At 49.0% G+C, this 24,162-nt stretch carries 23 protein-coding genes; 17 read left to right on the top strand and 6 right to left on the bottom strand.

Annotated elements, in window-relative coordinates; genetic code table 11:
- Positions 1-47 precede the first annotated feature (47 nt).
- From ACJJI3_RS08390 to ACJJI3_RS08380, 3 genes are all read left to right on the top strand, one after another.
- The gene (locus ACJJI3_RS08390) at positions 48-599 is read left to right on the top strand and encodes a GmrSD restriction endonuclease domain-containing protein (protein WP_444942141.1); all 552 of its coding nucleotides are present in this window, start codon (positions 48-50) and stop codon (positions 597-599) included.
- 77 nt (positions 600-676) lie between these two features.
- Positions 677-3,385, top strand: a complete 2,709-nt coding sequence (locus ACJJI3_RS08385; RefSeq protein WP_444942140.1) for a DEAD/DEAH box helicase — start codon at positions 677-679, stop codon at positions 3,383-3,385.
- Between the two features lie 107 nt (positions 3,386-3,492).
- Positions 3,493-3,795, top strand: a complete 303-nt coding sequence (locus ACJJI3_RS08380) for a hypothetical protein (RefSeq protein WP_282933402.1) — start codon at positions 3,493-3,495, stop codon at positions 3,793-3,795.
- Positions 3,796-3,918: 123 nt separating this feature from the next.
- Here the strand turns inward: ACJJI3_RS08380 and ACJJI3_RS08375 are convergent, their stop codons facing one another.
- Complete coding sequence (locus tag ACJJI3_RS08375) at positions 3,919-4,233, bottom strand: DUF6471 domain-containing protein (protein ID WP_108732688.1); 315 nt, start codon at positions 4,231-4,233, stop codon at positions 3,919-3,921.
- A 148-nt stretch (positions 4,234-4,381) separates the two neighbouring features.
- Between ACJJI3_RS08375 and ACJJI3_RS08370 the strand changes: the two genes are divergently transcribed.
- From ACJJI3_RS08370 to ACJJI3_RS08340, 7 genes are read left to right on the top strand one after another with little or no spacing between them, the layout of a single operon-like run.
- Positions 4,382-4,786 (top strand): DUF2170 family protein, encoded by a 405-nt coding sequence (locus ACJJI3_RS08370; RefSeq protein WP_108732689.1) that lies wholly within the window; start codon positions 4,382-4,384, stop codon positions 4,784-4,786.
- Positions 4,783-5,478, top strand: coding sequence for a PspA/IM30 family protein (locus ACJJI3_RS08365; RefSeq protein WP_282933401.1), 696 nt, complete (start codon positions 4,783-4,785; stop codon positions 5,476-5,478). The genes ACJJI3_RS08370 and ACJJI3_RS08365 overlap by 4 nt, the downstream gene beginning before the upstream one ends.
- A 4-nt stretch (positions 5,479-5,482) precedes the next feature.
- Complete coding sequence (locus ACJJI3_RS08360; RefSeq protein WP_413665197.1) at positions 5,483-6,553, top strand: potassium channel family protein; 1,071 nt, start codon at positions 5,483-5,485, stop codon at positions 6,551-6,553.
- Complete coding sequence (locus ACJJI3_RS08355) at positions 6,538-7,191, top strand: YjfK family protein (protein ID WP_413665198.1); 654 nt, start codon at positions 6,538-6,540, stop codon at positions 7,189-7,191. Before ACJJI3_RS08360 ends, ACJJI3_RS08355 begins: the two co-directional genes overlap by 16 nt.
- Before the next feature lie 14 nt (positions 7,192-7,205).
- Positions 7,206-7,622 (top strand): DUF350 domain-containing protein, encoded by a 417-nt coding sequence (locus ACJJI3_RS08350; RefSeq protein ID WP_282933398.1) that lies wholly within the window; start codon positions 7,206-7,208, stop codon positions 7,620-7,622.
- A gap of 12 nt (positions 7,623-7,634) precedes the next feature.
- Positions 7,635-8,249: a DUF1190 domain-containing protein gene (locus ACJJI3_RS08345; RefSeq protein WP_282933397.1), complete on the top strand. Its 615-nt coding sequence runs from the start codon at positions 7,635-7,637 to the stop codon at positions 8,247-8,249.
- A 3-nt stretch (positions 8,250-8,252) separates the two neighbouring features.
- Positions 8,253-9,419: a glutathionylspermidine synthase family protein gene (locus ACJJI3_RS08340; protein WP_444932771.1), complete on the top strand. Its 1,167-nt coding sequence runs from the start codon at positions 8,253-8,255 to the stop codon at positions 9,417-9,419.
- 57 nt (positions 9,420-9,476) lie between these two features.
- Here the strand turns inward: ACJJI3_RS08340 and ACJJI3_RS08335 are convergent, their stop codons facing one another.
- Entirely contained in the window at positions 9,477-10,109 is a 633-nt protein-coding gene (locus ACJJI3_RS08335) for an acyloxyacyl hydrolase (protein ID WP_413665200.1), read from the bottom strand.
- Positions 10,110-10,885: 776 nt separating this feature from the next.
- Between ACJJI3_RS08335 and ACJJI3_RS08330 the strand changes: the two genes are divergently transcribed.
- The 3 genes from ACJJI3_RS08330 (at position 10,886) to ACJJI3_RS08320 (ending at position 16,301) form a co-directional block, all read left to right on the top strand.
- The gene (locus tag ACJJI3_RS08330) at positions 10,886-12,361 is read left to right on the top strand and encodes a lytic polysaccharide monooxygenase (protein ID WP_444942139.1); all 1,476 of its coding nucleotides are present in this window, start codon (positions 10,886-10,888) and stop codon (positions 12,359-12,361) included.
- A 1,653-nt stretch (positions 12,362-14,014) separates the two neighbouring features.
- Positions 14,015-15,637 (top strand): vanadium-dependent haloperoxidase, encoded by a 1,623-nt coding sequence (locus ACJJI3_RS08325; RefSeq protein ID WP_444942138.1) that lies wholly within the window; start codon positions 14,015-14,017, stop codon positions 15,635-15,637.
- Between the two features lie 85 nt (positions 15,638-15,722).
- Positions 15,723-16,301, top strand: a complete 579-nt coding sequence (locus ACJJI3_RS08320) for a hypothetical protein (RefSeq protein WP_444942137.1) — start codon at positions 15,723-15,725, stop codon at positions 16,299-16,301.
- A 285-nt stretch (positions 16,302-16,586) separates the two neighbouring features.
- On the opposite strand, the gene ACJJI3_RS08315 is transcribed toward ACJJI3_RS08320, so the two are convergent.
- The gene (locus ACJJI3_RS08315) at positions 16,587-18,218 is read right to left on the bottom strand and encodes a hybrid sensor histidine kinase/response regulator (protein WP_444942136.1); all 1,632 of its coding nucleotides are present in this window, start codon (positions 18,216-18,218) and stop codon (positions 16,587-16,589) included.
- 312 nt (positions 18,219-18,530) lie between these two features.
- Here ACJJI3_RS08315 and ACJJI3_RS08310 point away from each other — a divergent pair, with 312 nt between their 5' ends.
- From ACJJI3_RS08310 to ACJJI3_RS08300, 3 genes are all read left to right on the top strand, one after another.
- Positions 18,531-19,943, top strand: coding sequence for an amidohydrolase (locus ACJJI3_RS08310; protein ID WP_444905736.1), 1,413 nt, complete (start codon positions 18,531-18,533; stop codon positions 19,941-19,943).
- Positions 19,940-21,241, top strand: a complete 1,302-nt coding sequence (locus ACJJI3_RS08305) for an amidohydrolase family protein (RefSeq protein ID WP_444912667.1) — start codon at positions 19,940-19,942, stop codon at positions 21,239-21,241. Before ACJJI3_RS08310 ends, ACJJI3_RS08305 begins: the two co-directional genes overlap by 4 nt.
- A 145-nt stretch (positions 21,242-21,386) precedes the next feature.
- Entirely contained in the window at positions 21,387-21,782 is a 396-nt protein-coding gene (locus tag ACJJI3_RS08300; RefSeq protein WP_413665207.1) for an MAPEG family protein, read from the top strand.
- 84 nt (positions 21,783-21,866) lie between these two features.
- Here the strand turns inward: ACJJI3_RS08300 and ACJJI3_RS08295 are convergent, their stop codons facing one another.
- The 3 genes from ACJJI3_RS08295 to ACJJI3_RS08285 form a co-directional block, all read right to left on the bottom strand.
- Entirely contained in the window at positions 21,867-22,166 is a 300-nt protein-coding gene (locus ACJJI3_RS08295; RefSeq protein WP_108732704.1) for a YebG family protein, read from the bottom strand.
- Between the two features lie 301 nt (positions 22,167-22,467).
- Entirely contained in the window at positions 22,468-23,085 is a 618-nt protein-coding gene (locus tag ACJJI3_RS08290) for a LysE family translocator (protein WP_444942135.1), read from the bottom strand.
- Positions 23,085-23,693 carry a DUF924 family protein gene (locus ACJJI3_RS08285; protein ID WP_444942134.1) on the bottom strand — a complete coding sequence of 203 codons (609 nt, stop codon included), beginning with the start codon at positions 23,691-23,693 and terminating at the stop codon, positions 23,085-23,087. Before ACJJI3_RS08285 ends, ACJJI3_RS08290 begins: the two co-directional genes overlap by 1 nt.
- A 170-nt stretch (positions 23,694-23,863) precedes the next feature.
- Between ACJJI3_RS08285 and ACJJI3_RS08280 the strand changes: the two genes are divergently transcribed.
- Positions 23,864-24,154 (top strand): hypothetical protein, encoded by a 291-nt coding sequence (locus tag ACJJI3_RS08280; protein ID WP_413665209.1) that lies wholly within the window; start codon positions 23,864-23,866, stop codon positions 24,152-24,154.
- Positions 24,155-24,162 lie beyond the last annotated feature (8 nt).

Raw genomic sequence — 24,162 nt, 5'->3', positions numbered from 1 at the left:
CACACTTTCTTGTAACCTAGCGCTCTGGTTTGATTGGTAGTTGATGTATGAGCGTTCGGTCAGTTTCTAAGCTTTTTTCCATTGCTGTAGTTTTCTCTTTCAGTTTTTCCGCTTTTGCAGCGTCCTATGATCGGGCGGAGTGGCTGCCCAAGTGGTCTGATTCCGATCGGGATTGTCAGGATACCCGCCATGAGTTGTTAATTCGCTATTCACTATCCCCGGTAACCTATACCCGCACCAATCACTGCAAAGTAGACACCGGTTTGTGGCTGGATCCCTACACAGGAGGCTTCTTTGTAAAAGCTTCAGATCTTGATGTGGAACATATTGTGCCGCTGAAGTGGGCACACGATCACGGGGGAGCCGATTGGACGCGCAAGCGAAAGCAGCGGTTTGCTGAGGACATTGAGAATTTATGGCTGGTTGATGACGGTCGTAACCAAAGTAAAGGCCACAAAGGGCCGGACAAGTGGATGCCGCCCTATGGACCGGTCAAGCAAGTTTACCTTGAGCGGTTTTTGGCAATCGTAGATAAGTATGGCCTTCAGCTAAGTGCGGGCGAGCGCCGCAAATATCAATCGCTAATGACGGATGGCTGAGGACAAGTAATCTCTGGGGGGTATAACAAGGTTCCGGCATCCGTTAGAATTTTGTTGTCCTCCAGGAGTTATTTGAAATGCAGCACAACCCCAAGAAGTTAATCGAATACTTTCGACGCTGCTATCAAGCTGACAGTTACGACCTCTCCCTCAACAATATTCTAAATCTCAAATCGAATCGGCGTCTGTTCTTAGATGAGCGGGACTATTTGGGGGCTGATGAGTTACCACGTGTACCTGTCTCCGCTACGGCGGGAGCAAAACTGCTGGAACAAGTGGATGCTTACCGAAAGGAGCGGCGGCTGATTTATGGTTGCCTGTTTATTTGTGGTAACTACGCTCTCCAATCTGGACTAAGTGCAAAGCGCAAGCTCTGTGCACCACTACTTTATTTTCCCGCCAAGCTACATTTTGATGAGGATTATTTTGTAGAGATCAACTCTGCAAACATTCACGTTAATCTCCCTGTTTTACGTCAACTGCTTAAACCTGATGTTGAGTCCTCAATAACAGATAGTTTCTCAGTGCTTGCTTCGCCGCTTTCTTCGACACAGCTGGCTGACGTCGGCCGCTGGCTAACCCATTACACTATTTTGGAAAATGTAGAGGAATTGGGGCGCTGGCCTAACTTGAGTGGTAAGGCAGCTGTTGAAAGTGCATCGAAGGGTTCTCAGTTGTCCTTGGTCTCGGCGGGTGCGGTAATTCTTGCGGATAGATCGAGGGGCTCTCGTGGAGTACTGCACGAATTACAACTTTTAGGCAGGGAAAAAAAATTATCTCCTCCGTTACAGGCATTACTGGGAGAGCGCCACTGGGAAACTGCACAGAAAGCGTGTGAGCCGGATATGCTGCCGGGTCTGTTGAGTGGGGCTCAGGAGAGGGCACTTGAAAATGCGGCTCGCTTTCGTCTTAGTCTTGTTTCAGGTCCGCCCGGCACGGGAAAGAGTTTTACAATCGCCGCTATGGTTCTCGATCGAGTGCTGCATGGTGAAAGTGTTTTGGTGGTATCGAAAAACCAGCAAGCACTGGATGTGGTGCGGGATAAGTTGCGAGATGAGTACGGGCTGACTCAGGGGTATATACATCGAGAGGAGCGGGGTTTTATCCCCAGCTTAAAAGCTCATCTGGATAGGCTGCTGAAAGAGGGGGTGGAACTTCCAGAGAGAAAGCCTGCCCAGGTGAAGAGGGAACTGAAGAGGGCTTATCGAGCCTTGAGGGGCTTGGAGAAGCGCTTCTCCAAAGAGCTGGGATTGGCGCGCGCTGTTGGTGTAGGTCGGTTTGCTCAGTGGGTAGCACGACATGCCTGGAGCTTCTTTGCAAATCGATTGAGTGTTAAAAGTCTGTGGCAATCACAAGGTGCGATTGATGATTGTCGGCGCAACTTTGAAAGCCTGGCAAGTCAGTATTTGAATACTTATCGCCGCGATACATTGCACAGACTGCTGGAAAAGAATCGAGGTACCCTGAGCCAATTCAATCAAGCCTTGCGATCTCGAACTTCAAAAGTACAGGCGGAGCGCTTTGCCCAAACTGATATGCGGGTGGTAATGCAGGCGTTCCCCATATGGCTGGTGGAGGCAGATGAACTCAATGAAGTGCTGCCGTTATCGCCCGCCATGTTCGATTTGGTAGTCTTTGATGAGGCAACCCAGTGTGATATTGCGAGTTCACTGCCGGCTCTGTTTCGAGCTGAGCGGGCAGTGATTGTCGGTGACAGTAAACAACTGCGGCATGTTTCATTTCTTTCCCGCAAGCGGCAGCAAAGTATCTGGCAGGGAGTGGTAAAAGATGCCGGGGTGCCGCCAAAACTGAGCTATAGGGATCAATCACTTTTGGATTTGGCTTCAGACGTGATTCCCACTCAACAAGCTGTTGTGATGCTGGATGAGCACTTTCGCAGCCATCCAGAGCTGATCGCATTCAGTAACCATGCTTTTTACTCCGGCCGCTTGAAAGTTATGAGGGCCAGGCCCAAACCATTACCAGAGTCGGCGCTAGAATTTTATCAACTTCCAGGGCGCCGGAGAAAAAATGGGAGAAACACTGTAGAGCGCGACTGGGTTATTGCGCAATTGAAAGCGCATTTCGAGCGCTATGCCGATGCTGCAATTCGGCCGTCGGTCGGTGTTTTGTCTCCCTATCGGGATCAGGCCGATTATTTGGAAGGGGAGTTGATTAAGGTCTTCTCCTCTCAGAAGTTACAGAGTTTTTCTGTACGCGTTGCCACGCCCTATGGTTTTCAAGGAGAGGAGCGAGATTTAATGCTTATCTCCATGGCTATTGATAGTCAATCGTTGCGGGCAGCCAGCTACTTAAACCGGGCGGATGTGTTTAATGTTGCAATTACCAGGGCAAAAGAAAAGCAGTTGGTTGCGTTGTCGATTGAGCCCCAAGCTCTCCCTACGGATCATCTCTTGCGTCAATATGTTGAGTTTCCACACTCCGTTGGCAGTCATTTGCAGGGTGATGAAATCGTATGTCGTTTTGCGAGTGAAGTTAGCCATTTATTAACCCAGCACGAAATTCCCCATTGGGTAGGCTTTCCTGTGGCTGGGCAGATTGTAGATGTGGTTTGTGCTGTGAGCGGGCGTTTTATCGGTATTGACCTGATTGGGTATCCCGGCGACTACGAGTCTTACTTTAGTGTAAAGGTCTACAAGGCATTGTATCGGGCGGGCATTCCGGTCTTTCCCCTGCCGTATATTAACTGGCTAAAAGACCGGCAGGGCTGCATCGAGCAGTTATTGACGATCCTTCAGCAGGAAGGAAAAAGTGCCTGTATCTGAAGCTGCTATTCCTGACGGTTAGTGCCGCTGCATAGGGCTCAGAGATGAAAGTTACGCCGCAGCTGCTAGTCTTCAAGGAGATTTGAGCAAAATTCCAGAGTAGATCTATGAAATCCTGGTTGCTGATTCTCTCCCTCTCTGTGGTTGCAATTGCCGGAGTGCAAGTTTCTTTGGCTGATCCCCAGCAGGTTCAAGGGGTGCGAAGTCCCACTTTAAGTTTCTGCCAGGCGCGGTTCTATGAGGAAGAGGACGGACGCCTCTACTGTAACTGGGCAGTCAATTTCAGGTATGCCTGCTTTGTTTGGTGGCCAACGAATAAGATTATTCCTGCAGGGGCCAAGCTTTCAGAGCCTGAGGTTGTCGGAAAGTGCGGTAATGGTGAGCCAGTCGTCAAATTGCATCACTACTAACTCACCTGTAAAGAAGCTATGCAGGTGAGTCGTGGATACCCCGGTTTTTCAGCGGGTAAGCTTGATTACTGACGACGGAGTCAAAGTGTGATCGCGTGTACTGGTGTCCAAGGAGATGGCGTGTTAGCTTTTCTCCTGCTCGGCATAGAGTCCTCGATCTTGCAGCTCACGGGCCTGTTTGAGGATTTCAAGCATGGCGCTGTCCTCCACCGACATGGCATCGATGATGGCTGCCAGCAGATCTGCTGAAAACATGCACTTGCTGACTTTGCTGCGCAGGTTTTCCGGTGTCATTGAAATTCCTCTCTCGGCCAGTGCTTGGGCGAGATCCCCGTAACGCATGCCCTTTAGTGCCATTGATGCGCGCACATAGCGAGCAATTGCCTGCTTGTAAGGGGTTAGTGCTTGCTGGTTGCTCAGGCTTTGCTTGTGGTCCATGGGCTCTACTCCGTCCTATTCACTATCACCAATGTGGTAAATATTATCTTTGTGTGTATTATTTGCAACATTAGTTTGTAATAAGTTATTGACCGCAGATTTTTTGGTGCTATATTTGTGACCAATATTCCACAGCGAGGGAGTTGAGATGACCTGGAACAATGAGAACCTGCGCCAATTGGCGGAAAACCACTCCGGATGGGTGGTCGAATCTGAGGGGGATTGCCTCAGTATTTCCAACGATGAAGGCGTCGATGCGTTTGTCTATGTTGGCGAGAAGCAGATAGTTGTAGAGAGCATTCTGTTTCCCGTGAGCCAGGTAGATGATGTGGCAGCGCTCAATGAAATGGTTCTGCAAACACATCAGCTGGTGCCCCTGACAGCCATTGCGATCAAGAATATTGGTGGTGAGAACTACTACGTCGCTTTCGGTGCTCTGTCGGTGTCCAGCAAGGACGAAGTTGTTATCGAGGAGGTTGAGACCCTGTTTTCCAATGTGGGTGACTTCCTGGATTTATTTGCCGATCATTTTGAAACGGAGGGTGTAGCATGAGCCTTAAGAGAATTTGGACTGCTTTGAAAGGCGCAGTTAACGAAGGAACAGAAGCAGTAGCGGATAGCCAATCGATTCGTATTCTTGACCAAGAATTACGCGAGGCGAAGGAAGAATTGAAAGCTTGCGATGAAAACCTGACCAAAATCATGGCGAAGCGCAAACTTACTGAGAGTAAGGTCCAAGCGCTGCAAGCCGACGTTGAAACCTATAGCACTCACGCAATCAACGCGAGTGAAAAGGGCGATAACGAACTCGCTCTTGAGTGTGCAGAGCGTGTTACCGAGCTGGAAAGCCAGCTGGAAACTGAGCGCAGTATCCTGGATGGATTCCTGAGTTCAGAGAGCACCCTGAAAGGTAATATTACCCAGGCAAAAACCAATGTGCGCCGTATGGAGCAGCAGATTGACCAGATCAAAGCGACTGAGTCTGTTCAAAAAGCACAGGTAGCGGTTTCTTCCCGCCACATGGGTGCGAACAGCAAGATCAAAACAGCGCTGGACAGCCTGGATCGCATCAAAAACAAGCAGGAGCAGCGTGCCGCTGAGCTTGAAGCTGCGGAAGAGCTGGCTTCAGAGGAAACCGGTTCCAGCCTGGATGCCAAGCTGAAAGCGGCAGGCATCAAGCCCGGCGGCCAGAAAAGTGGCAGCGATAAGTTGGCTCAACTGTTAGCGGGCCGCGAAAAGGCTTAACACAGTGCTGCTTTATCGAGTGCGACGCCTTCTGGCGTCGCTTTTCATTCGGGCCAATGTAACCACCATTCTCATAGCTGTAGGCAGCTATGTTTTCATCTCCTATTGGCTGCTCAAAATTGCCGGTGAAGCTGATATTGTCGCGGGCGAGAATTTCTTTTACTGGTTGGTCGTTACCGCATCGACAGTAGGTTACGGCGATTTCTCCCCGGTAACCCCTGAGGGTAAAGTCGTAGTTGCCGCTTGGGTGATCCCAGTGGGCCTCAGCCTGTTTGCCATGGTGGTCACAAGAATTGGCTTTGCGGTTTCAGAATTTGTGCATCGCGGCAAGAAGGGCTTGCGTATGACAAACCATATTGATCACACAGTAATTATCGGCTGGAACGGTACCAGAACGCTCCGCTTGATTGAGTTGCTACTCTCCAAAACTAACGGTAGCGCAGCAGAGATTGTCCTCTGTGTTGAAGCCGATATCGAAAATCCGATGCCGGGTAAGATTGATTTTGTCCGGGTGGAATCGTTTTCCCACGGGGAAGGTATGCAGAGGGCAGGGTTGGCCGATGCCGCTCGAATTATTATCGACAACCCTCTGGATGATGTAACCCTTACAACCGCCTTATTCTGCGACAAGCTCAGCCCGAACAGCCATAAAACGGCTTATTTCCAAGATGAAAATGTGGGTGAATTGCTCCGTGCCCACTGTCCCAATATTGAATGTATTCCCTCTGTCGCTGTAGAGATGTTGGCAAAATCCTCGCTTGACCCCGGTTCCGCAAGGTTGCACCGACAGTTGCTCGATAGCACATACGGCATGACCCAATACAGCGTTGAATATCGGGGTGAGAAGCCTCTTCCTGTCGGTGAATTATTTGACCATTTTAAGCGGGATCTCTCCGCGACCTTAATTGCGGTACGTAGAAAGGGCGTGGTTAAAATTGATGTGAACCCGGGGCTTACCGATCAGGTCACCGAGGGCGACATGCTGTATTATATCTCTGCAAAGCGGCTCGATGAAAAAAGCTGTTTCGATATAAAAAGTAATGAAGAAGGTGTTGGTACATGTTTACCAAACTGATAAATAAAATAAAGGGAAAGGACGCTCCAAAGGTCAAGACTCCAGAAATTATGGGCTTGCGAATGGGGGCGAGTTTTGAGCTGGACCCTTTGGCTATTCGCCTGATACTCGATGAACTGACCATTGAATCCTGTTCACCGACCCAGATCATTAAAGCGGCCGGTGTTGTCGAACTAGATGGTACCTGGATTTATCGCTTTTACACTGATGATGATGCCTGGCTGCAAGTGATTGCTGAGGGCGGTCAGCGGGATGAGCATGTTGTCGATGTAAAGCTGTTCCATTTTTATGACACTCTGGATGTCGGTTCGGAGCAGGCTTGGAATAAATTGTTAAAGAGTGATATTGGCGCACCCAGTTATCACCTTCAAGATCGCTCTTATAGCCGTGTATGGACCGCTGCAGGGGACTACCACAACCCTGTGCATATGGCCGAGAAGACTTACGATGAAGATGGTGATTATTCAGTAACGGATCAATTCACCATGCTTTTCGAACGCGAATTGTCTGATCAGCAAACCGAATCCCTTTTTCTCTCAGCTGAAGAGAAAGAAGAGGATGCAGGCTACCTAAGCCGCAGCCTGGTGATTAGCACCGGTATTACTCTGACCCCCTCACAAATAACAATACACGGATAATAAGGAGATATTTAATGGACCAGCCTTATGATTTACTGACTGGTATCTTGCATTTTGCGGCCTACTTTGGCCTGTCGCTGGTACTTTTGATCGCATTTAAATTTTTATACGCACTGGTGACCCCTCACGATGAGTGGAAGTTGATCCGCGAAGATAAGAATACGGCTGCCGCTATTGGTTTTGGTGGTGCTGTTTTGGGTTTTGCAATTGCCGTTGGTGGTGCTGCAAGTAACTCTATTTCTATTGTCGATTTCGCCATCTGGGCCCTGGTTGCATTGATCGCCCAGTTAATTGCTTTTGCCATTATCCGCTTTGGGTTTATGCCGCGTATTGTTGAGCGCATCGAAGATGGAGAGGTGAGTGCCGGTGTTATGTTGGCTGCAACTACAATCGCTGTTGGCGTATTGAATGCGGCTTGCATGAGCTACTAATTGGGGGTGGTAATGAAGCGTACCAAGAATATTAACCTGGCAAGGATGCGAAAGGGCGGTGGCTCCAATTTTTTACTGCGCCCACTTGCCTTAGGTGTAGCGGCTGCCCTGGTCGGTTGCTCCTCAGATGAGGAAGTTAAAGTTGTCTCTTCAGTAGATGACTGTGTGGCCAATACCCAGCTGGACGAAGCTCAATGTGAAGCAGCTTATCAGCGCGCGGTTGAGGAAGCGGAGCGCACCGGGCCCAAGTATTCCCGTCTCTCTCAGTGTGAGGCTGAGTTCGGTAGCTGCCAAGAGACCAGTAGCGGCGTCTGGATGCCTCTGATGGCGGGCTTTATGGTTGGCTCCATGCTCAATGACAGGGATCGCCACTACAACTATGGCTACTACAACCCGGTCTACCGCTATTCAGGCTCCCGTTACCGCGACAAGCTGATGACAGCTGACGGCGGCATTATTGGCGACTATGGCCGTTCATCTTATAAGGTGGATAAAAGCGCTACGGCGCCTAAGCCTAAAGTTACCAAAACTGTTTCCCGTGGAGGCTTTGGAGCAGTGGCATCGGCCAAATCCAACTGGGGAGGGGGTCGCTCCAGCAGTGGTGGTTCGCGCGGCTGGGGAGGTTGATTTGTGCTGAGGTTGCCGATTGGTGAGCGCCCGCGTTGGCAAGAGCGAGCGCAGGAGTTTGGATTTCACTTCCATACCATGTATGGCGAACCCTACTGGGATGAAAGTGCCTACTATCAATTCTCTTTGGAGCAGATAGAAAAGCACATTGAAGATCCCACTGAAGAAATTCACCAGATGTGCCTGGATGTCGTTGCCCGTGTGCTTGAGGATGAGGAGTTGCTGAGGCGGTTCTGTATACCCGAGCAGCACTGGGACTTTGTGCGAACATCCTGGCGTAATGGCGACCCCAGTCTCTATTCTCGCCTGGACTTTGCCTATTCCGGACAGGGGCCGGCAAAGCTCTATGAGAACAATGCTGATACTCCCACTTCTCTGTATGAAACCGGCTTCTGGCAGTGGTTGTGGCTGCAGGACAATGTCGATCGCAGGTCTCTGCCGCTGCAGTCTGATCAGTTCAATAGTCTGCAGGAAAAACTGGTTAACCGCTTCCATGATTTACAATTCCTGACCCCGGGGCGGGAGTTGCATTTCGCCTGCTGTAAAGATACGGAAGAGGACCGGGGCACGGTTCAATATTTACAGGATTGTGCCTCCGAAGCGGGGATCAATAATCATTTTGTCTTTATCGAAGATATTGGCCGGGATGAAGCGGGTCAGTTTACCGATTTAAATGATCAGGTAATTACCTGGATGTTTAAGCTGTACCCGTGGGAATTTATGCTCCGAGAGGAGTTCGGGACCCTGTTGGCAGGAAGCAATGTCCGTTGGTTGGAACCGCCCTGGAAGGCGATTATTTCCAATAAGGCGCTTCTGCCAATGTTGTGGAAGCTTTTTCCAGAGCACCCGAATCTGCTTCCCTCTTTTTTTGAGGATGAGCTGGACAAGGCTGCGGATTTCCCGGAATTAGTTAAGAAGCCAATCTTTTCACGAGAAGGGGCGAATATTTCGGTAGTAAAAGGGGCGGATACCACTTTGCTGTCCGATGGCCCCTATGGGCAAGAAGGATTTATCTATCAGGCTCTGCATCCTCTCCCCAAGTTTGGAAAGAACCATACTCTGGTGGGAAGCTGGCTCGTTGATGACCTGGCAGCGGGGATGTCCATCCGGGAAGATTCAAACCTGATTACCCAGGATATGAGCCGTTATCTGCCACATATCATCCTCTAGGGCCCGCTAACGACTGCAGGCGCTGACATCAAGCTGGCGCCTGCTCAATCCTCTTGTTTAAAAGTTATAGTGCAGCCGCAGCTCAAAAAAATTCACTCCGGAATTTTCAGAACAGGTTCCTGCATTTGAGTAGTGCAGTGCGTAAGTTGTGACTCCCCAGCGGCGCTCACTCCCAAAGTCAGAGCCCAATCCAATTCGATCCTCAAACTGGAAATGACATCCCAGAGTTGTGTGATTTGTGTTTTTACTCACAATATTGGACTCAGTAATGTAACTGGCCCCCACGGAAAACTCGAAGTAGGGAAAGATAGGCTTGTCCCACTGGGGCAGGTACTCAAGCCTCCATACCGGGCTCACTGACATACCGTGAACTAAATCCTCTCCCCGTTTGGAGACGTCTGGATCGCCATCGTCCAGGCTGGATCGCCATTCAAAGTAACTGGTCTCCAGTCGTGTTTTGAGCGTCCATTTCTCAGCAAGGGACCACTGCCAGGGCAGGTCCTTGGATATGGCAAGGCGATATTGGGTGAGTTCATTGCGGCGATTGGAAAATCCCGGGCCGGCTCCAACAATTGCAGCCCACCGTTTATCCGGGTTTGTTGCCGTTTCAGCCAAAGACCAGGCTGGAAGCAAAAGAGAAGAAAATAACAGACACAGGCCGAGCCTGCGGATAATCAAGTACAACATCATCCCTGATCCTACCTTTCCTACTACGAATGGTGACTACAAGAAAATGATTGGTTAGGGAAACTCAAAATCATCCGGGTTCTTTTCCAGTGTAGACAGAGGTGAGCGAATATAGGTCTTTTATCCCAGTGGTAATTTACTCATGGGAATAATTTACTGGTCTGCAGTTGTATTTGTTGCCAGGAAAACACTTGCAGTGACAGTTTAAAAAAAGCGGTGACAGCGATAGTCCTCCGATATGAAAAGAGGTTTTTCTCAGGATGAAATACGTGTTCGCAGGTTGGGGTAGCTGCCAATTCCCGCCCTACTGGCAACTTTTGAGGGTAGGTAACCTCGAGAGGTTTATGGTTTTAAGGCAGTCAGGCTTATCTATTTTGAATTGTAATAGGGGGTTGCTCATGAGAGAGGGGTGTCATCTATTGATAATTAATGAGTGTGGGGACTTGAATTAAGTTAAAAATCGTCTGTGAAATTTCTCATCCTGTTAAAGGTTTGCCTGTTCTCTATTTTAGGAGTCGCTGTAGTTTTTTCGTCCTATTTTTTAATTGATTATTCTTTATTGAAAAATAATACCCCTTAATATTATTTTTAAGGGAAAATGGTGCGCTGGTGATCTTCTGAACTTTGTAAATTTATATCAATAATTGTCAGGAACCGTGCTGTTAAGTAGCGGTCCATAATTCTGTCGCCAACATTACACATCGAACATGTGTAATCAGGATAAGGACCTGGTTCAGCTGGGGAAGGAGGTTGGACGAAATTGAATAACAGGCATAGATATGATTTTACGAAAAACCAAACTAGCATCTGCAATTAAACTACCCGTATTAAATAGCGCCCTGATGGCAATAGCACTGGCCGGTATGAGTTCAAATGCACTTAGCCACGGCTATGTCGAGGCCGCTGATGGTGGTGTTGCATCCGCTCGTGGAACCTTGTGTAAATATGCTCTCGATACAGGAGAGATGAATGTTAACTGCGGTGCTGTTCAATGGGAACCGCAAAGTATTGAAGGGAATGAAGGTTTTCCTGAAAGTGGTCCTGCTGATGGGCAGATAGCCAGTGCAGGAGATAGCTCTTGGTCAGAATTAAATGAGCAATCCTCAGATCGCTGGGTTAAGAATTATATTAGCTCCGGTTGGCAAACTTTTAAATGGCGCTTTACGGCCAATCATGTAACCCGGGACTGGAAATATTACATTACCAAAGAAGGTTGGAATCCAAATGCGGTTTTGACCCGCGACCAATTTGATCTGGATCCATTCTGTGAGGTTGATGGCAACTATGAGCAGCCTGCGGTAAATACGACACACGAGTGTCAGGTGCCGGAGCGTGAAGGCTACCATGTAATTCTTGCTGTGTGGGATGTAGGTGATACGGTTAATGCCTTCTATAACGTTATCGATGTCGAGTTTGATGGTGATAATGTTGTCAATACTGACTGGAGTGTTGGGGGCACTATTAACCCAACTCAAGACCTGAATGTGGGCGATAAAGTTTACACTCGTGTATTTGATAGCTCCGGTGAGAACTCCTCATACTCTACTGTTCTGGAAATTGCCTCAGATGAACAGGGTATCGCTGAAAACTGGTCTCACGATCTGGCTGAGCTGATTAACCAGGAACAGAGCAGCATCCGCGCTGGTGATTATGATGGTAGCAGCAGCTTTGAGCCTCTATATGGCATCAACAGTATCTACTTGTTAGAAGGTAGCAGTTTAGAAAATGTTGAAATTGGATATGAGCTTATTCAAGACCAGGATGATGACTCTACCGATGACGACAATAATTCCGGTGATGATAGTTCGGATAATAGTGGAGACAATGGCGATTCTGGAAATTCCGGCAATTCCAGCTGTGAAGCGTTTGTGCAGCAGTATGGCGGTGATCCAGGTTACTCGATTGGCGACGTAGTTATCTATGACAATGTTGCTTATGAATCTACACATGAGCCAAACTGGTGGTCGCCGAGTGCCGCGCCGCAATTCTGGAATGAAACTACCTGTGATGGCTCCGATAGTGGTTCAGACGATAGCTCTGATAACGGTTCCGATGATAGCTCTGATAGCAATAGTGGAGACGATAGCTCTGCAGTTTCCTGCCCTGAGTTCCAGCAGCCTTACGCGGGTGATAACGGTTACCAGGTTGGAGATAGAGTGACCTTCGGCGGCCAAGTTTATGTCTCAACCCATGGACCAAATTGGTGGTCTCCATCTGCTGCTCCGCAGTTTTGGGAAGAGAGCTCCTGTCAGTAACTAGCAAATTCAATCACCTACCTTTAGGTAGGTGATTGAACTGGGTTAAATCTAAGAGCATGGTTTTCTGAAGTCGGAAAGATTTATTAACCTATCTGGTGTATTACTTCTTGTGATACACCAATCTCGCTTTCTCCTGTTAGATGAACAGGCATATTTCTCCACTCCTAATCAGCTCTCTGCTCCTGGGTTGAGATAATCAAGCGTTGTTAGTGGATGGCTCCACGAACAATGATCAATCTCCATTTCTGCACTATGTCCGCTTTATTGGGTCAAAAATGGCTCAACAGTTAGCTTGCACGCCTGATGTTTTATCTCCATATCGGTATTTGCGATCGAATAATACCGTCTAGCTATGGAGCTATAAATAAGTAATAGCAATTGCTTTTTTAGGCTTGGTTATTTAAATGCTGGATTATATCGTCTGTCATTCCAAGTAAAATTTAGTTGAGTAGATAGAGTATTTCAGGGGCAATAGTTGCTGAAACTGGAAAATAAACTATTTGCCTAGTCTAAGTGTTGATCTAAAAGTCTAACTGTCTGCATAGAAAATTGTTAATCCCTTAAGCGGTGTTTACATTGGGTCATAGTGAATGTGCAGTGTATTTTATTATTTTACTGCCTTAATAGCGTGAGAGTGGAGGGTGCTTCTATAGGTTCTGTATGTGTGTGATCTCAAGAGTATATTTCTCATAGCACTGTCTGTGAATTGTCATCTACTGGCAATTTAATTGTTTCGGATGCTCAGGGCCTTGCGTATGACGACTTTGTTTTTGTTGTGCTGACTATGATTTTCGCGTTTAGATCTTAATTGTAGTTACGTATTTATTAATATTTTTTAGTATTGGGTTTTTGGTTGGGAATTGGTTGTTTAAGTTTTTCTTGTGGTGGGAAATTTCACTGGTTTGAATTTAATGGGTGTGTAAATTTATGAAAATAATTGTCAGGAACCGTGTTGATAAACCGTGGTCTATAGATTTGTAATAATTATTATATTCGAGGTTTGCCTCGCCAGGTAATACTAACCTGTTTCAAATGGGGAAATTAGACAAGGTTGAATAACAGGTGAAGAGATGAATTTACAAAAATCCAAACTTGCATCGGTAGTCAATCAATCCGTTTTTATGTGCTTGCTTAAGGCTGGAGTATTGTTCGAGGTTAGATTAAAGACTTTTAGTGGTAGTGATGAAGAGGCTGCCGATGGGTAAATTGTCGGTGCGGGAAACAGCGTCTGATCGCTAATTTTAAAATTATATTCGCTCTGGTTGAAAAACCTTTATCTAGCACTTTTATGCAGGTCCATTGTCCGCGATTTGCTGAGAAATTTGTCTCCCTTAGTAGCAGGAAATGGGAGAGCGAGCCGTATTCAGCTTGTCTCAGCATCTAAAAAATAACTACCTGATAAGAGAACCATTTTGATGTTTGGCCTTCTCTTCATTATCGGCACCATGTCTATAGGGATGTATGAAATTAATCGATATGAAGCGGTAGGGATCAACATAGGGGGCAGGTTTGTAGTTTGCAAGCAGAGACTTGCGAGAAATATTACTCGGCATGATTTCTACAGCCTGATGCGATTTACGAAAGCATACTTACGGCCACTGATAGATGTACTGATTCAGCGCGCCCTTTAATATCTAAGGACGTAATACAATGAACCATATCTTTTTAAAAACATCAGCCTGCTTTTTAGCAGCCGGCTTATTACTGGCAACGGATGTTGTACAGGCTCAGAAGACGAAGGGTAAGCAGCCCAAGGGACAAACCAGTGCTTATCTAGGAGAAACCAGCCGATCAACTCTTTCCAAAGGTGTACTTGATCGGCTTGAGCGGACATCGGGGAAGTCTGGTGAGCTTAATAGACCTAGAGATCGTGTTGTATTTTGGTTTAACACGATGCTCGACTCATCGGCTATCGATCATACTCCCGACCCTGATACCGGTGAAGTGGATTTCTACCAGGGGGGGCCTACCCGGTCCAGTCGCGCATTCGCCATTGTACAAACTGCTGTGTTTGACGCTCTGAACGTCTTTGACGGTAAATACCAACCTTATAATGATCTCGGTGTGCTCGACACCAGAGATGCATCCAAAGATGCAGCTATCGCTTACGCCGCTTACGAAACCTTGCGCGCACTCTACCCCGATCAGGCAGAGCGATTGCAGGAATTACTGCAATCCGACCTCGACCAGTCAAGAGATAGTGCCGAAAGAATTGCCAAGGGCCAAGTGATCGGCGAAGCCGCCGCTGCGGCCATGCTCGCTGTGCGAAGCAACGATAAGGCCGACCACTTGGAGCCCGCTTATGGTGAGGGCGGCGCTGTCGCGGATGGGGATGACACCTATCACTCTACATCGGTCAACACGGGTGCTACGGTACCGGGAGAATGGCAGCCTGATCCCGTGGATCCTGTTGGCCACGATTCCGTGGCTCTCGGAGCCTATTGGGGCAGTGTGACACCTTTTTCACTAAGTTCAGGTGATCAATTCCGCAGTCCGATTCCGCCTACAATTACGTCTGAGGAATATGCCGAAGCCTATGAGGAAGTGGCGGCCCTCGGCGGGTCCCCAGCCAATACTATTACCCCATCGACATCCACAGCAGAGACACGATTTATCGGGAATTACTGGGGATATGACGGTGTACCGTTATTGGGCATTCCCCCGAGACTATATAACCTTATCGCCCTGCAGGCAGCACTGGATAACAAAGTCGAGAATGAGCTGGATCTGGCCCGGTATTTTGCTTTGATCAATGTGGGGCTGGCGGATTCTGGTATCGCTGCGTGGGACAGTAAATACTATTACAATTACTGGAGACCGGTTACCGGTATTCGCATCGATGACGACAACCCATCGACCTTGCAGGATGAGCAATGGTTGCCGGTAGGGGTGTCAGTCATCAATACCACCATTGCGATTAGGCCAACACCGCCGTTCCCCTCCTACCCATCGGGTCATGCTACCTTCGGTGCTTCCACCTTCGAGATTATGCGCAGTATGTTTGGAGATCAGCCCTTTACTTTTGTATCGGAAGAATACAATGGGGAAGGCTTCGACCCTTTCACGCCGGACACACCGAGGCCTTTGGTACCTGTCCGTTTTGAATCCTATACCGCCGCTCAACAGGAAAATGGCCTCAGCCGCATTTATAACGGAGTGCACTGGGACTTTGACAATATTGCAGGCCAAGTCATGGGCGAGCAGATCGCGCAGAATTTAATGAACAACGTCGAAGCATTTAGCCTGATTAGTAGATCAAGGACTCGCAGGTAAACTATTTTTACGCTATGAGCTAAATTCTCGCTCTCTATCAGGTGCCGCTCCGCAAGGGGCGGCCAAACCAAAGGTAACTCACCGTATGAATAGCAAACGATATATTGCAGTGGCAGTGTTCGGAATAATCGCTTTTGGGTTTATAGCTACGCACACACTCAAAGAGCCAGTCGAAAACGAGAAGGTCTGGGTAAGTAAACAGGAGTCGGTACCGGATGTTGAAAGCGTTATCCACCCTGCAAAAACACCCGCTTCAGTGGCACTGGCTAGCAACGACATTAAGGCTGCATTCGAGCGGGATACAGTTATCAAGTTGAACAGTATTGTTCGCCGTTCCCTGGCTACTATTCGTAAGTACGATGCTGAGATAAAGGCCGTTCGAGCAGAGAGTCTTGCGGCGACTCAAGACGGGGTGGATGAGCAGCAAGTGGCATCTGCGAGGGCGAGTCTCGCCAAGCTGCAGGAGTGGGATCTGGAAGCATCCATGGCTCTCAAGGATATGAACGCAGCTGTTGAAGAGCTTGAGGCAAGTGGAGAGCACTATAACGCAGCAATTTTAGCGGGCATGGTACGCTTCGTGGAGACTGTGTCCACTGAAATAGGAGACGAGCACACCAAGCTGACAAGATTGGTGGGGAAGGGGACCGTAGCGGCAAAATTGTGACATACCACTAATAAAGTATCGGCTTCAAAACTATCGAGATTGCACCGAGCAGGAAGGTAATGACATATCGATTGATTTTGGTTTGTGGGAGTCTGCAAACAGTAAAATAATGGGAAATTCCACTTGAGCTGCTTTTGTGTAGCCTTATCCTGATTACTTTATCACTTCACTTTTTTACAACCGATTATCATAGGGGTCATTCCATTAGCTAACTAATTGGTATCTGAACTCTGTGACGTAGCTGTCAGCTAGGCTAGTTGCGGCGATTTAGATAGAATTTTTTTGTTACCTGGGGAGAGTTATTTTTCCGCTGGCAATCATCTCTTCAATCTTTTTACTGAGATGCTCGAATGTAAATGGTTTCTGGATGCAATCCAGTACCCCATCAGAAATTACTTCCTGAACTTTACTATCCACGCTGTAACCGGTGGAGAGAATAGCCTTCACTTCGGGGTTAATCCGTTTTAGAAAAGCGAACAATTCTTGCCCATCCATGCCGGGCATAATCATGTCCAGCAGGACCAAATCTACTTCATCACTATATTTTCGATAGTAAGTTATTGCTTGCTCTGCTGTCGCAAAGGTAACGACGCTATGGCCGTTCATTTCGAACAGGGCTTTAGAGTAGGTGCGGACAATTGCCTCATCGTCGACAACCATAATGCGCAATTTGCGCTCGCGAGCCAGTTTCTTGGCCTGGTAAGTTCTCTTCTTGATTGGGGGCTTGGAAATTGGCAGGTATAGCTTAAAGCTGCTGCCAATTCCCTCACGGCTCTGACACTGTATAGCGCCCTTATGTAAATGAATGGTGCCGTGTACTGCGGCAAGGCCCAGTCCAGCACCACGTCCACTTTCCTTGGTAGTGAAAAATGGTTCAAAGATACGGCGTCGCACTTCGTCAGACATACCAGTGCCATTATCGGTAATAGTTATTAATAGGTACTGGCCTGGCTGAATCTCAAAATCGGCGATAGAAGCCGATTTTTCTATGGCGATATTGGCTGTGACAAAGCTCAGGGAGCCACCAGAGGGCATAGCATCCTTGGCATTAATTCCGATATTTAGCAAAGCGCTCTTGAGTTGAGCAGGGTCGCCCACAATATGTGGACGATTTGCATCTAATTGCTGATCAATCTGGATTCTTCGATCAATAGTGCGGGTTAGCATTGCACAAACGTCGCGAATGATTTCGTGGGTATTGCAGCTCTTAAGTTGATAATTTCCCTTGCGGGCAAAAGTGAGTAGCTGTTTGGTCAGCTCTGCGGCATGGCGGGCAGTAGTCAGTATATGGTTGGTATACTCGTTGATTCTGGCATCGGTGGAAATTTTTCGAATAACTTCAGCATAGCCATTGATTCCATGAATCATATTGTTGAAGTCGTGGGCAATACCGCCGGCAAGCTCACCGATAGCTTGCATTTTTTGAGCTTGCCGAAGCTCTTCCTCCAGCAACCGTTGTTTAGTAATATCCGAACCAATACTGAGAATTCCCGCAGGGTTTCCGTTTTCATCTGAAATGATTTTATTGGTCCAGGCGATCCATACTCGTTTCCCGCACTTTGTAATGTTTTCATTAATATTGTAACGGTGTTCCTCTGGGGATTGGCAAATATGGTCTATCAATTGCCGCAGGTCTCGGCCGCTTGTTTCACTAGCGGGGACAATCGTGCCAATTAAATGCCTGCCAATTATCTCGGCTTCGGTATATCCAAATAATTGTTGAGCGTACTCATTAAAAGATGTGATACGGCCGTATTGATCGCATCGCATTATGATTGAGTTCGCATGCTCCACCAGTTCCCGATAGCGCTCTTCACTTTTGCGTAAGGCCTCATAGACCTGGGTCGAGTCTTGATTAGAGGTGGTAGCAGTAGACGGTGAGAGGGGAAAAATGGGCATATTGCTTTCCTTGATCACCTATTTCTCCTCCTGAGTGCGGCTGCCTGTTTTTCCGCCAGAAATTCCACCATGAAGACGTACAAAAGTATATAGCCGGGGCGGCGTATTTTGACCGTGTAGACATTCTTTGCTGACTGGCTGTTATTTTTAGTTCGTATTGTTATCAAGTGTGCTTTGGTGGTACTGGGGGAACTCTCAGGCTCTGTTATGGCCCCTTGGATTGGGAGATGCATATCTCTAAACAGTCGTTTGTGACAATTTGGATAGTGGCGCTGTCAGCACAAACTGGTAGCATTCACCGCCATATTCAAAACGATTGGATGAATGACTATGCAGCTGCAACCCCGATTTCTCGGGCGCAGTATCGCGGCTCTGTTAAGTGCCTCGCTACTGCTGTCCGCATGCGGTGAGAAGCGTGTTGACAGTGAGCCGAGATCTCTCGACTTCGCTCGTGTGGACGCCTTCCCTTCCACTTATTCTGTAACCCAGTCCCGCCCTGTGTTGATTCAGGGAGCTACCCTGCTAACCGGTACAGGGGAGCAGCAAGAAAATGCGGACCTGTTGTTTGAAAATGGCAAGATCAAGGAGATCGGTAAGGGGTTACTGGCCCCTGAAGGTGCCTTGATTGTCGATGGCAAAGGTAAGTGGGTCACTCCTGGCATTATCGATGTGCATTCTCATCTGGGTGATTATCCAGCTCCGGGGATTGAATCTGCCCAGGATGGCAATGAGATGACCTCGCCAAACACTGCCCAGGTTTGGTCGGAGCACTCTGTCTGGACCCAAGACCCCCAGTTTCCCTTAGCTCTTGCCGGAGGTGTAACAACCCTGCAAATCCTGCCGGGTTCGGCCAACTTGTTTGGCGGCCGCAGTGTCACCCTGAAAAATGTACCCGGCCGCAGTGTTCAGGATATGAAATTCCCCGGTGCTCCCTACGGCTTGAAAATGGCCTGTGGTGAAAACCCCAAGCGGGTTTACGGTGGTAAAGGTAGCTCTCCCTCAACTCGAATGGGTAACGTCGCCGGTTATCGCGATGCTTGGATTAAGGCGAGTGCCTACAAGCAGGAGTGGGAGGATTACGTTGAGAACGGAGGGGATGAGCCCAAGCGCGACCTGCAGATGGAAACTCTGGCGGGCGTACTCAATGGAGATATTCTCGTTCATAACCATTGCTACCGCGGCGAGGAAATGGCGGTAATGATGGACGTTGCCAAGGAGTTTGATTTCAAAATTTCCACTTTCCACCACGCAGTGGAAGCTTACAAGGTTGCTGACCTGCTGGCTGAAAACAATGTTTGTGCGGCAATGTGGGCTGATTGGTGGGGCTTTAAGCATGAGGCCTACGATATGACCGAGGCCAATATCGCCATTGTGGATCAAGCCAAAGCCTGCGCAATGATTCACTCGGACTCCGGTGTTGGCGTACAGCATTTGCACGAGGAGACCGCGAAGGCAATGACTGCAGGACAGCGTGCGGGCTTCGATATTCAGCCAAAGGATGCAGTGGTTTGGATGACCTTGAACCCCGCCAAGGCTCTGGGTATTGCCGATCAAACTGGCAGCCTTGAGAGCGGCAAGATGGCGGATATCGTTGTTTGGTCCGGCAGCCCCTTCAGTGTTTACACCCATGTAGATCAAGTTTTCATCGATGGGGAATTGATGTTCGATCGTGCGGACAAGAAACGTCAGCCACGCACCGATTTCGAGTTGGGTATTCTCGATGCAGAGGGAGAGCGACTGTGAGAAAAGTAGCTGTTTATTGTGCGCTGGCCCTGGGGTTGATGTCAGCCGCTGGCCAGGCAGAGACCATCCTGATCAAGGGTGGCAAGGTACACACCTTGGCGGGACAGGGCAGCCTGGAGTCCGCAGATATTCTGGTTGTGGATGGCAAGGTCCAGCAGGTAGCCCCCTCACTGGAGGTGAATGCAGATCAGGTAATTGATGCGCGCAACAAGGTGGTGACGCCCGGTGTGATAGCGCCCATTTCTGAACTGGGGTTGGTCGAGATCAGTGCGGCCAGCGCCACCAATGATCACCAGGTGACCGGTGACAGTATCGGTAGTGCCTTCAATCCGGTACCTGCTTACAACCCTAAGTCCACCCTGATCCCATTCAACCGGGCGGGTGGAGTCACCAGTGCTGTTGTTTCACCGGGAATCAGCACTTGGGACAGCGGTGCTATCGATGCTCAACGGATATTTGCAGGGCGCAGTTTTGCCATCAAGTTGAATGGTGAATTTGATAGCGTCGAAGCAAAGAATGTTGCGCAAAAAGCTTATCTGGGAGAGTCCGGTGGCGAGCTGGCCGGTGGTAGCCGTGCCAACGCTTATGCCAAGGTGGAGAGTGCTCTGCGTGAAGCTCAGGAGTATCGTGATAATCGTGCAGCGATCCACCGTGGAGAATGGCGAGAGCTGGATTACGATCTGGCAGATCTGCAAGCTCTGCAGCCGGTGATCGATGGTAAGGAGCCTTTGATGGTAACTGCCAACCGGGCCAGTGATATCCTCGCAGTATTAGAACTGGGTGAAACCTTTAAGGTGAAGCTCATTATAATCGGTGCAGCTGAGGGCTGGATGGTTGCCGATAAACTGGCGCAAGCACAAGTGCCTGTTGTGATCGATGCAATCAACAACATTCCAGCATCATTCTCAAGTTTGGGCGCACGCCTGGATAATGCTGCACTTCTGGCCAAGGCTGGGGTGACGGTAGCTATCAGTGGCCCAGATATGGTGGCTAGCCACAACGTTTACCTCTCGCGCCAATCGGCGGGCAACGCTGTAGCCCATGGTATGCCTTATGAGGAAGCGCTAAAGGCAATCAGTAGCAATGTTGCTGAGATTTTTAACCTTGAGGGCGGTACGTTGGAGAAGGGCGCGGTTGCGGATATTGTGATCTGGAGCGGTGATCCCCTGGAAGTTACCAGCTACGCTGAGCAGATCCTGATTGAGGGTGAGAATCAATCCCTGGTGAATCGCTCAACGCGCCTCAGAGATCGACACCTCAAGCCCGCAAAGGGCCATGAATTTGGTTACAAGCACTAGTATGCAAAGAGCGGGCTTCTAGCCCGCTTTTCTTTTTCCGCCTATTGATCTGAAAGGTCCATTGGCTTGTACAGGATTTGTGTGGCGGAATACTTGCTTTCGGGGATATATTCCCTGGCCAGATTGATAAGAACAAGGAAAAAACATGGCGAATATCACAGCACTCTACACCGGCCTCTGTGCGCTTCTGATTATTTACTTGGCATTCAGGGTAGTCGAGTTTCGTCGCACAAAGAAAGTGGGAATTGGAACCGGAGATGATCGTTTCAATGAGATTAGGGTGCGAGTTCACGCTAATGCGATTGAGTACACTCCGATAGCGTTGCTTCTGTTGCTGGCTGCAGAGTTGGGCGGTTTGCCTGCACTGTGGTTACACCTCTTCGGGGCGCTCTTTTTTATCTCACGGGTATTTCATGCCTATGGACTGACCAAGGGCAAAGGCGGGCTGCACTTTGGGCGCTTCTGGGGAACTTTAATCAGCTGGGTCGTTATCGTTGTGTTAGCGGTCATTAACATTGCTAATGCCGTAATTAATCTTTGAAGTTTATTGGTGAGGCTCAGTATGAGCCCCACGCAAAAAAGCCCGGTAGAACCGGGCAGAGTACAGGGATGAATCTATAAGCGTTTACTGATTGGCGGCGAGCGGAGTTACGCGATCATCTTCGCTCTCCTGCACCATGTTTTCGTCTTCTTCGAGTAGTACTTCAGGCTTCCCTTTACAGGCTTTAGCCAGGGCATCGCGGCGTTTGGCCAACAGCAGGCCGATCTCTTCGCCCACTTGCTCATCAATGCTGTCGATGTGGCGCTCAATCAGCGACGTGATATTAGCTGCGAGTTCCAGCATCTTATCGTGTTCTTCAGCGTCTTTTTTGTTGTCGAACATTGCTCCGTCTCTATCGCATTTCCAAACAGCTACTACGGCCATCGTGTGCCTCCCAATCGTCTATTAGACTGTCCACTTAGTTTGTATGCCGCTACCCTAACTGTATAAATATTCAGTGTCAACGATGGGGTGAAGAAAGGGCTCTATGCGGTCAAAAGACCAGCAGGTGCGATGATTGGTCCGCCATTAAGCGTGAACACTGTCATAATGTGCATACAGCCAGACGCATTCCCCCCGGGGCGACTGGCTGTCTTCACATCATTTAACAGGCCCGCTTGCGGGCCTGTTTTTTATTGGGGTGTGGTGAAACTGAGGTAGTGAAGGTTTCTGCAGGCCTGTGGCTTTAGATGCTAAGGATCAGCCGGGCAGCCAGTCCTATCAGTAAGATCCCGAAAACCTGTTGGATGCGATGGCCAATATGCTTGCTGACCAGCTGGCGTTTACGGCTGGCGTGAACCGCCAGGGCAACGATGCAGTACCAAATTGCATCCACTCCTGAAACCAGCGCCGCCATGCCCAGCTTGGTGCTCAGGGCTTGCTGTTCTGACACAAACTGGCTGAATAGGGCGGTGAAAAATACGGCGATCTTGGGGTTGAAGAAGGCAACACCAAAACCTTGAGCGATAGAGCGCTTCAGGCTCTGGTGTGGAGGTTGTACGGTTGCAGTACTGGTACCCGGTGCGGGGGCACTGAGGGCTTTCCAGCCCAGGTAGACCAGCATTGCTGCACCGGCCCACTGCAGAATGTTAAATAGAAGAGGAGAGCTAGTAATCAGCACTGCCAGGCCAAATGCGGTAAGAATTGCGTATATAGCGACCCCGGCTCCGTGAGCAATAGCACTGGCCAGGCCTTGCTGTAGGCCTGAGGAGGCGCTGCGTAAGACGATAAGAAGACTCGGTCCCGGAGACATAGCGCCGAGGGCACAGATCCCCGCGAGAGATAACCAACTGATTAAATCCATTATTTAAAGCCGCCCCCTTGAGCCAGCCATTCTTTTTCTGCTTGAGTGGAAGTGCGACCCAAAGCCGCATTGCGGTGAGGGAAGCGCCCAAATCGCTCGATGACCTCTTGATGGGCAAGGGCGTATCGATAATGAGTGTCGAGATAGGGCGAGGCAATTTTGTCTTCTGCGAAGGTTTGCTGCAACTGCCGAAAGTAGTCTACCGAGTGTTGCTGGGTCACGAGATCTTCGCTGTGCTCTAGCGGCATGCCCAGGAATACCTGCTGGTAGAGCCCAAGATTCGGGGCCTCTCCGCGCTGAATCAGTGACATCGTAATTGCCAGAGCCCGGGAGTCTGCAGCGAATGCCTGGCGGCTGCCCCGGTAAATGTTTCTGGATAATTGGTCACAAACCAGTAGCAAGGCGAGTTCGCCTTCCAAAGCTTGCTGCCAACGGTCCAGCTCTCCACGCTGCGCTGACTCGGCAATAGCTCCAAATCTTGCCTTGATGTCGGCGTCCACTTCCGGAGTAGCGGCAAACCATAAACCCTGCTTCTCCGCAGCAACAGAGTTGCCACGAATATCAGTGCTGCCAAACCAAAAAACCAGGACATCATTAGGGGTTGTCATATCGAAGTTCTCATTCCGTATTGTGTTCCGAGTTTATCCGATCGTTCCAGCCCAGTGATGACCATTAGAAGGTGGTTCCAAGTGTTGGCGTAAAAAAAATTATACAGCTGCATCCAACTGGGCTACCCGAATCGTCATAGTGGCGTACAAGGGAAAATCGGGAGATCACAATGTTTACTGCGAGATCAACTAAAAAGGTACAATTTTGCGTCGCGCTATCTCTGGTAGTTGCGGCTCTGCAAGTGGGTCAGGTTAATGCCTCCGAGCTGACGCTTTCCCAGGATGGGATTCACCGAGAGCTCACCCAGAAAATTGATCAGCAAATACTTAAAAAGCTTGGTGAGTGCACTGATAAGAGTGAGGAAGTTAACCGGCTACCTCCAGTGCGTATTGCTGAGGAAAAAGAGCCCCGAGGAGGAATGGCTTACCCCTACTCCAAGGCTCGAATGATGGTGATGTAGGTCACCCC

The sequence above is a fragment of the Microbulbifer maximicatervae (SeqCode) genome, assembly GCF_052466985.1.
Note: the sequence above shows the minus strand (reverse complement) of the source record. Positions and strands in the feature narration are given on the sequence as shown.

Excerpts from the sequence above, each read along its gene's own strand:
- ACJJI3_RS08370 (WP_108732689.1), top strand. The coding sequence starts at position 4,382 with ATGACCTGGAACAATGAGAACCTGCGCCAATTGGCGGAAAACCACTCC.
- ACJJI3_RS08290 (WP_444942135.1), bottom strand. The coding sequence starts at position 23,085 with ATGGATTTAATCAGTTGGTTATCTCTCGCGGGGATCTGTGCCCTCGGC.
- ACJJI3_RS08355 (WP_413665198.1), top strand. The coding sequence starts at position 6,538 with ATGTTTACCAAACTGATAAATAAAATAAAGGGAAAGGACGCTCCAAAG.
- ACJJI3_RS08285 (WP_444942134.1), bottom strand. The coding sequence starts at position 23,693 with ATGACAACCCCTAATGATGTCCTGGTTTTTTGGTTTGGCAGCACTGAT.
- ACJJI3_RS08390 (WP_444942141.1), top strand. The coding sequence starts at position 48 with ATGAGCGTTCGGTCAGTTTCTAAGCTTTTTTCCATTGCTGTAGTTTTC.
- ACJJI3_RS08380 (WP_282933402.1), top strand. The coding sequence starts at position 3,493 with ATGAAATCCTGGTTGCTGATTCTCTCCCTCTCTGTGGTTGCAATTGCC.
- ACJJI3_RS08385 (WP_444942140.1), top strand. The coding sequence starts at position 677 with ATGCAGCACAACCCCAAGAAGTTAATCGAATACTTTCGACGCTGCTAT.
- ACJJI3_RS08310 (WP_444905736.1), top strand. The coding sequence starts at position 18,531 with ATGCAGCTGCAACCCCGATTTCTCGGGCGCAGTATCGCGGCTCTGTTA.
- ACJJI3_RS08345 (WP_282933397.1), top strand. The coding sequence starts at position 7,635 with ATGAAGCGTACCAAGAATATTAACCTGGCAAGGATGCGAAAGGGCGGT.
- ACJJI3_RS08320 (WP_444942137.1), top strand. The coding sequence starts at position 15,723 with ATGAATAGCAAACGATATATTGCAGTGGCAGTGTTCGGAATAATCGCT.
- ACJJI3_RS08325 (WP_444942138.1), top strand. The coding sequence starts at position 14,015 with ATGAACCATATCTTTTTAAAAACATCAGCCTGCTTTTTAGCAGCCGGC.
- ACJJI3_RS08335 (WP_413665200.1), bottom strand. The coding sequence starts at position 10,109 with ATGATGTTGTACTTGATTATCCGCAGGCTCGGCCTGTGTCTGTTATTT.
- ACJJI3_RS08300 (WP_413665207.1), top strand. The coding sequence starts at position 21,387 with ATGGCGAATATCACAGCACTCTACACCGGCCTCTGTGCGCTTCTGATT.
- ACJJI3_RS08330 (WP_444942139.1), top strand. The coding sequence starts at position 10,886 with ATGATTTTACGAAAAACCAAACTAGCATCTGCAATTAAACTACCCGTA.
- ACJJI3_RS08365 (WP_282933401.1), top strand. The coding sequence starts at position 4,783 with ATGAGCCTTAAGAGAATTTGGACTGCTTTGAAAGGCGCAGTTAACGAA.
- ACJJI3_RS08350 (WP_282933398.1), top strand. The coding sequence starts at position 7,206 with ATGGACCAGCCTTATGATTTACTGACTGGTATCTTGCATTTTGCGGCC.
- ACJJI3_RS08295 (WP_108732704.1), bottom strand. The coding sequence starts at position 22,166 with ATGGCCGTAGTAGCTGTTTGGAAATGCGATAGAGACGGAGCAATGTTC.
- ACJJI3_RS08375 (WP_108732688.1), bottom strand. The coding sequence starts at position 4,233 with ATGGACCACAAGCAAAGCCTGAGCAACCAGCAAGCACTAACCCCTTAC.
- ACJJI3_RS08280 (WP_413665209.1), top strand. The coding sequence starts at position 23,864 with ATGTTTACTGCGAGATCAACTAAAAAGGTACAATTTTGCGTCGCGCTA.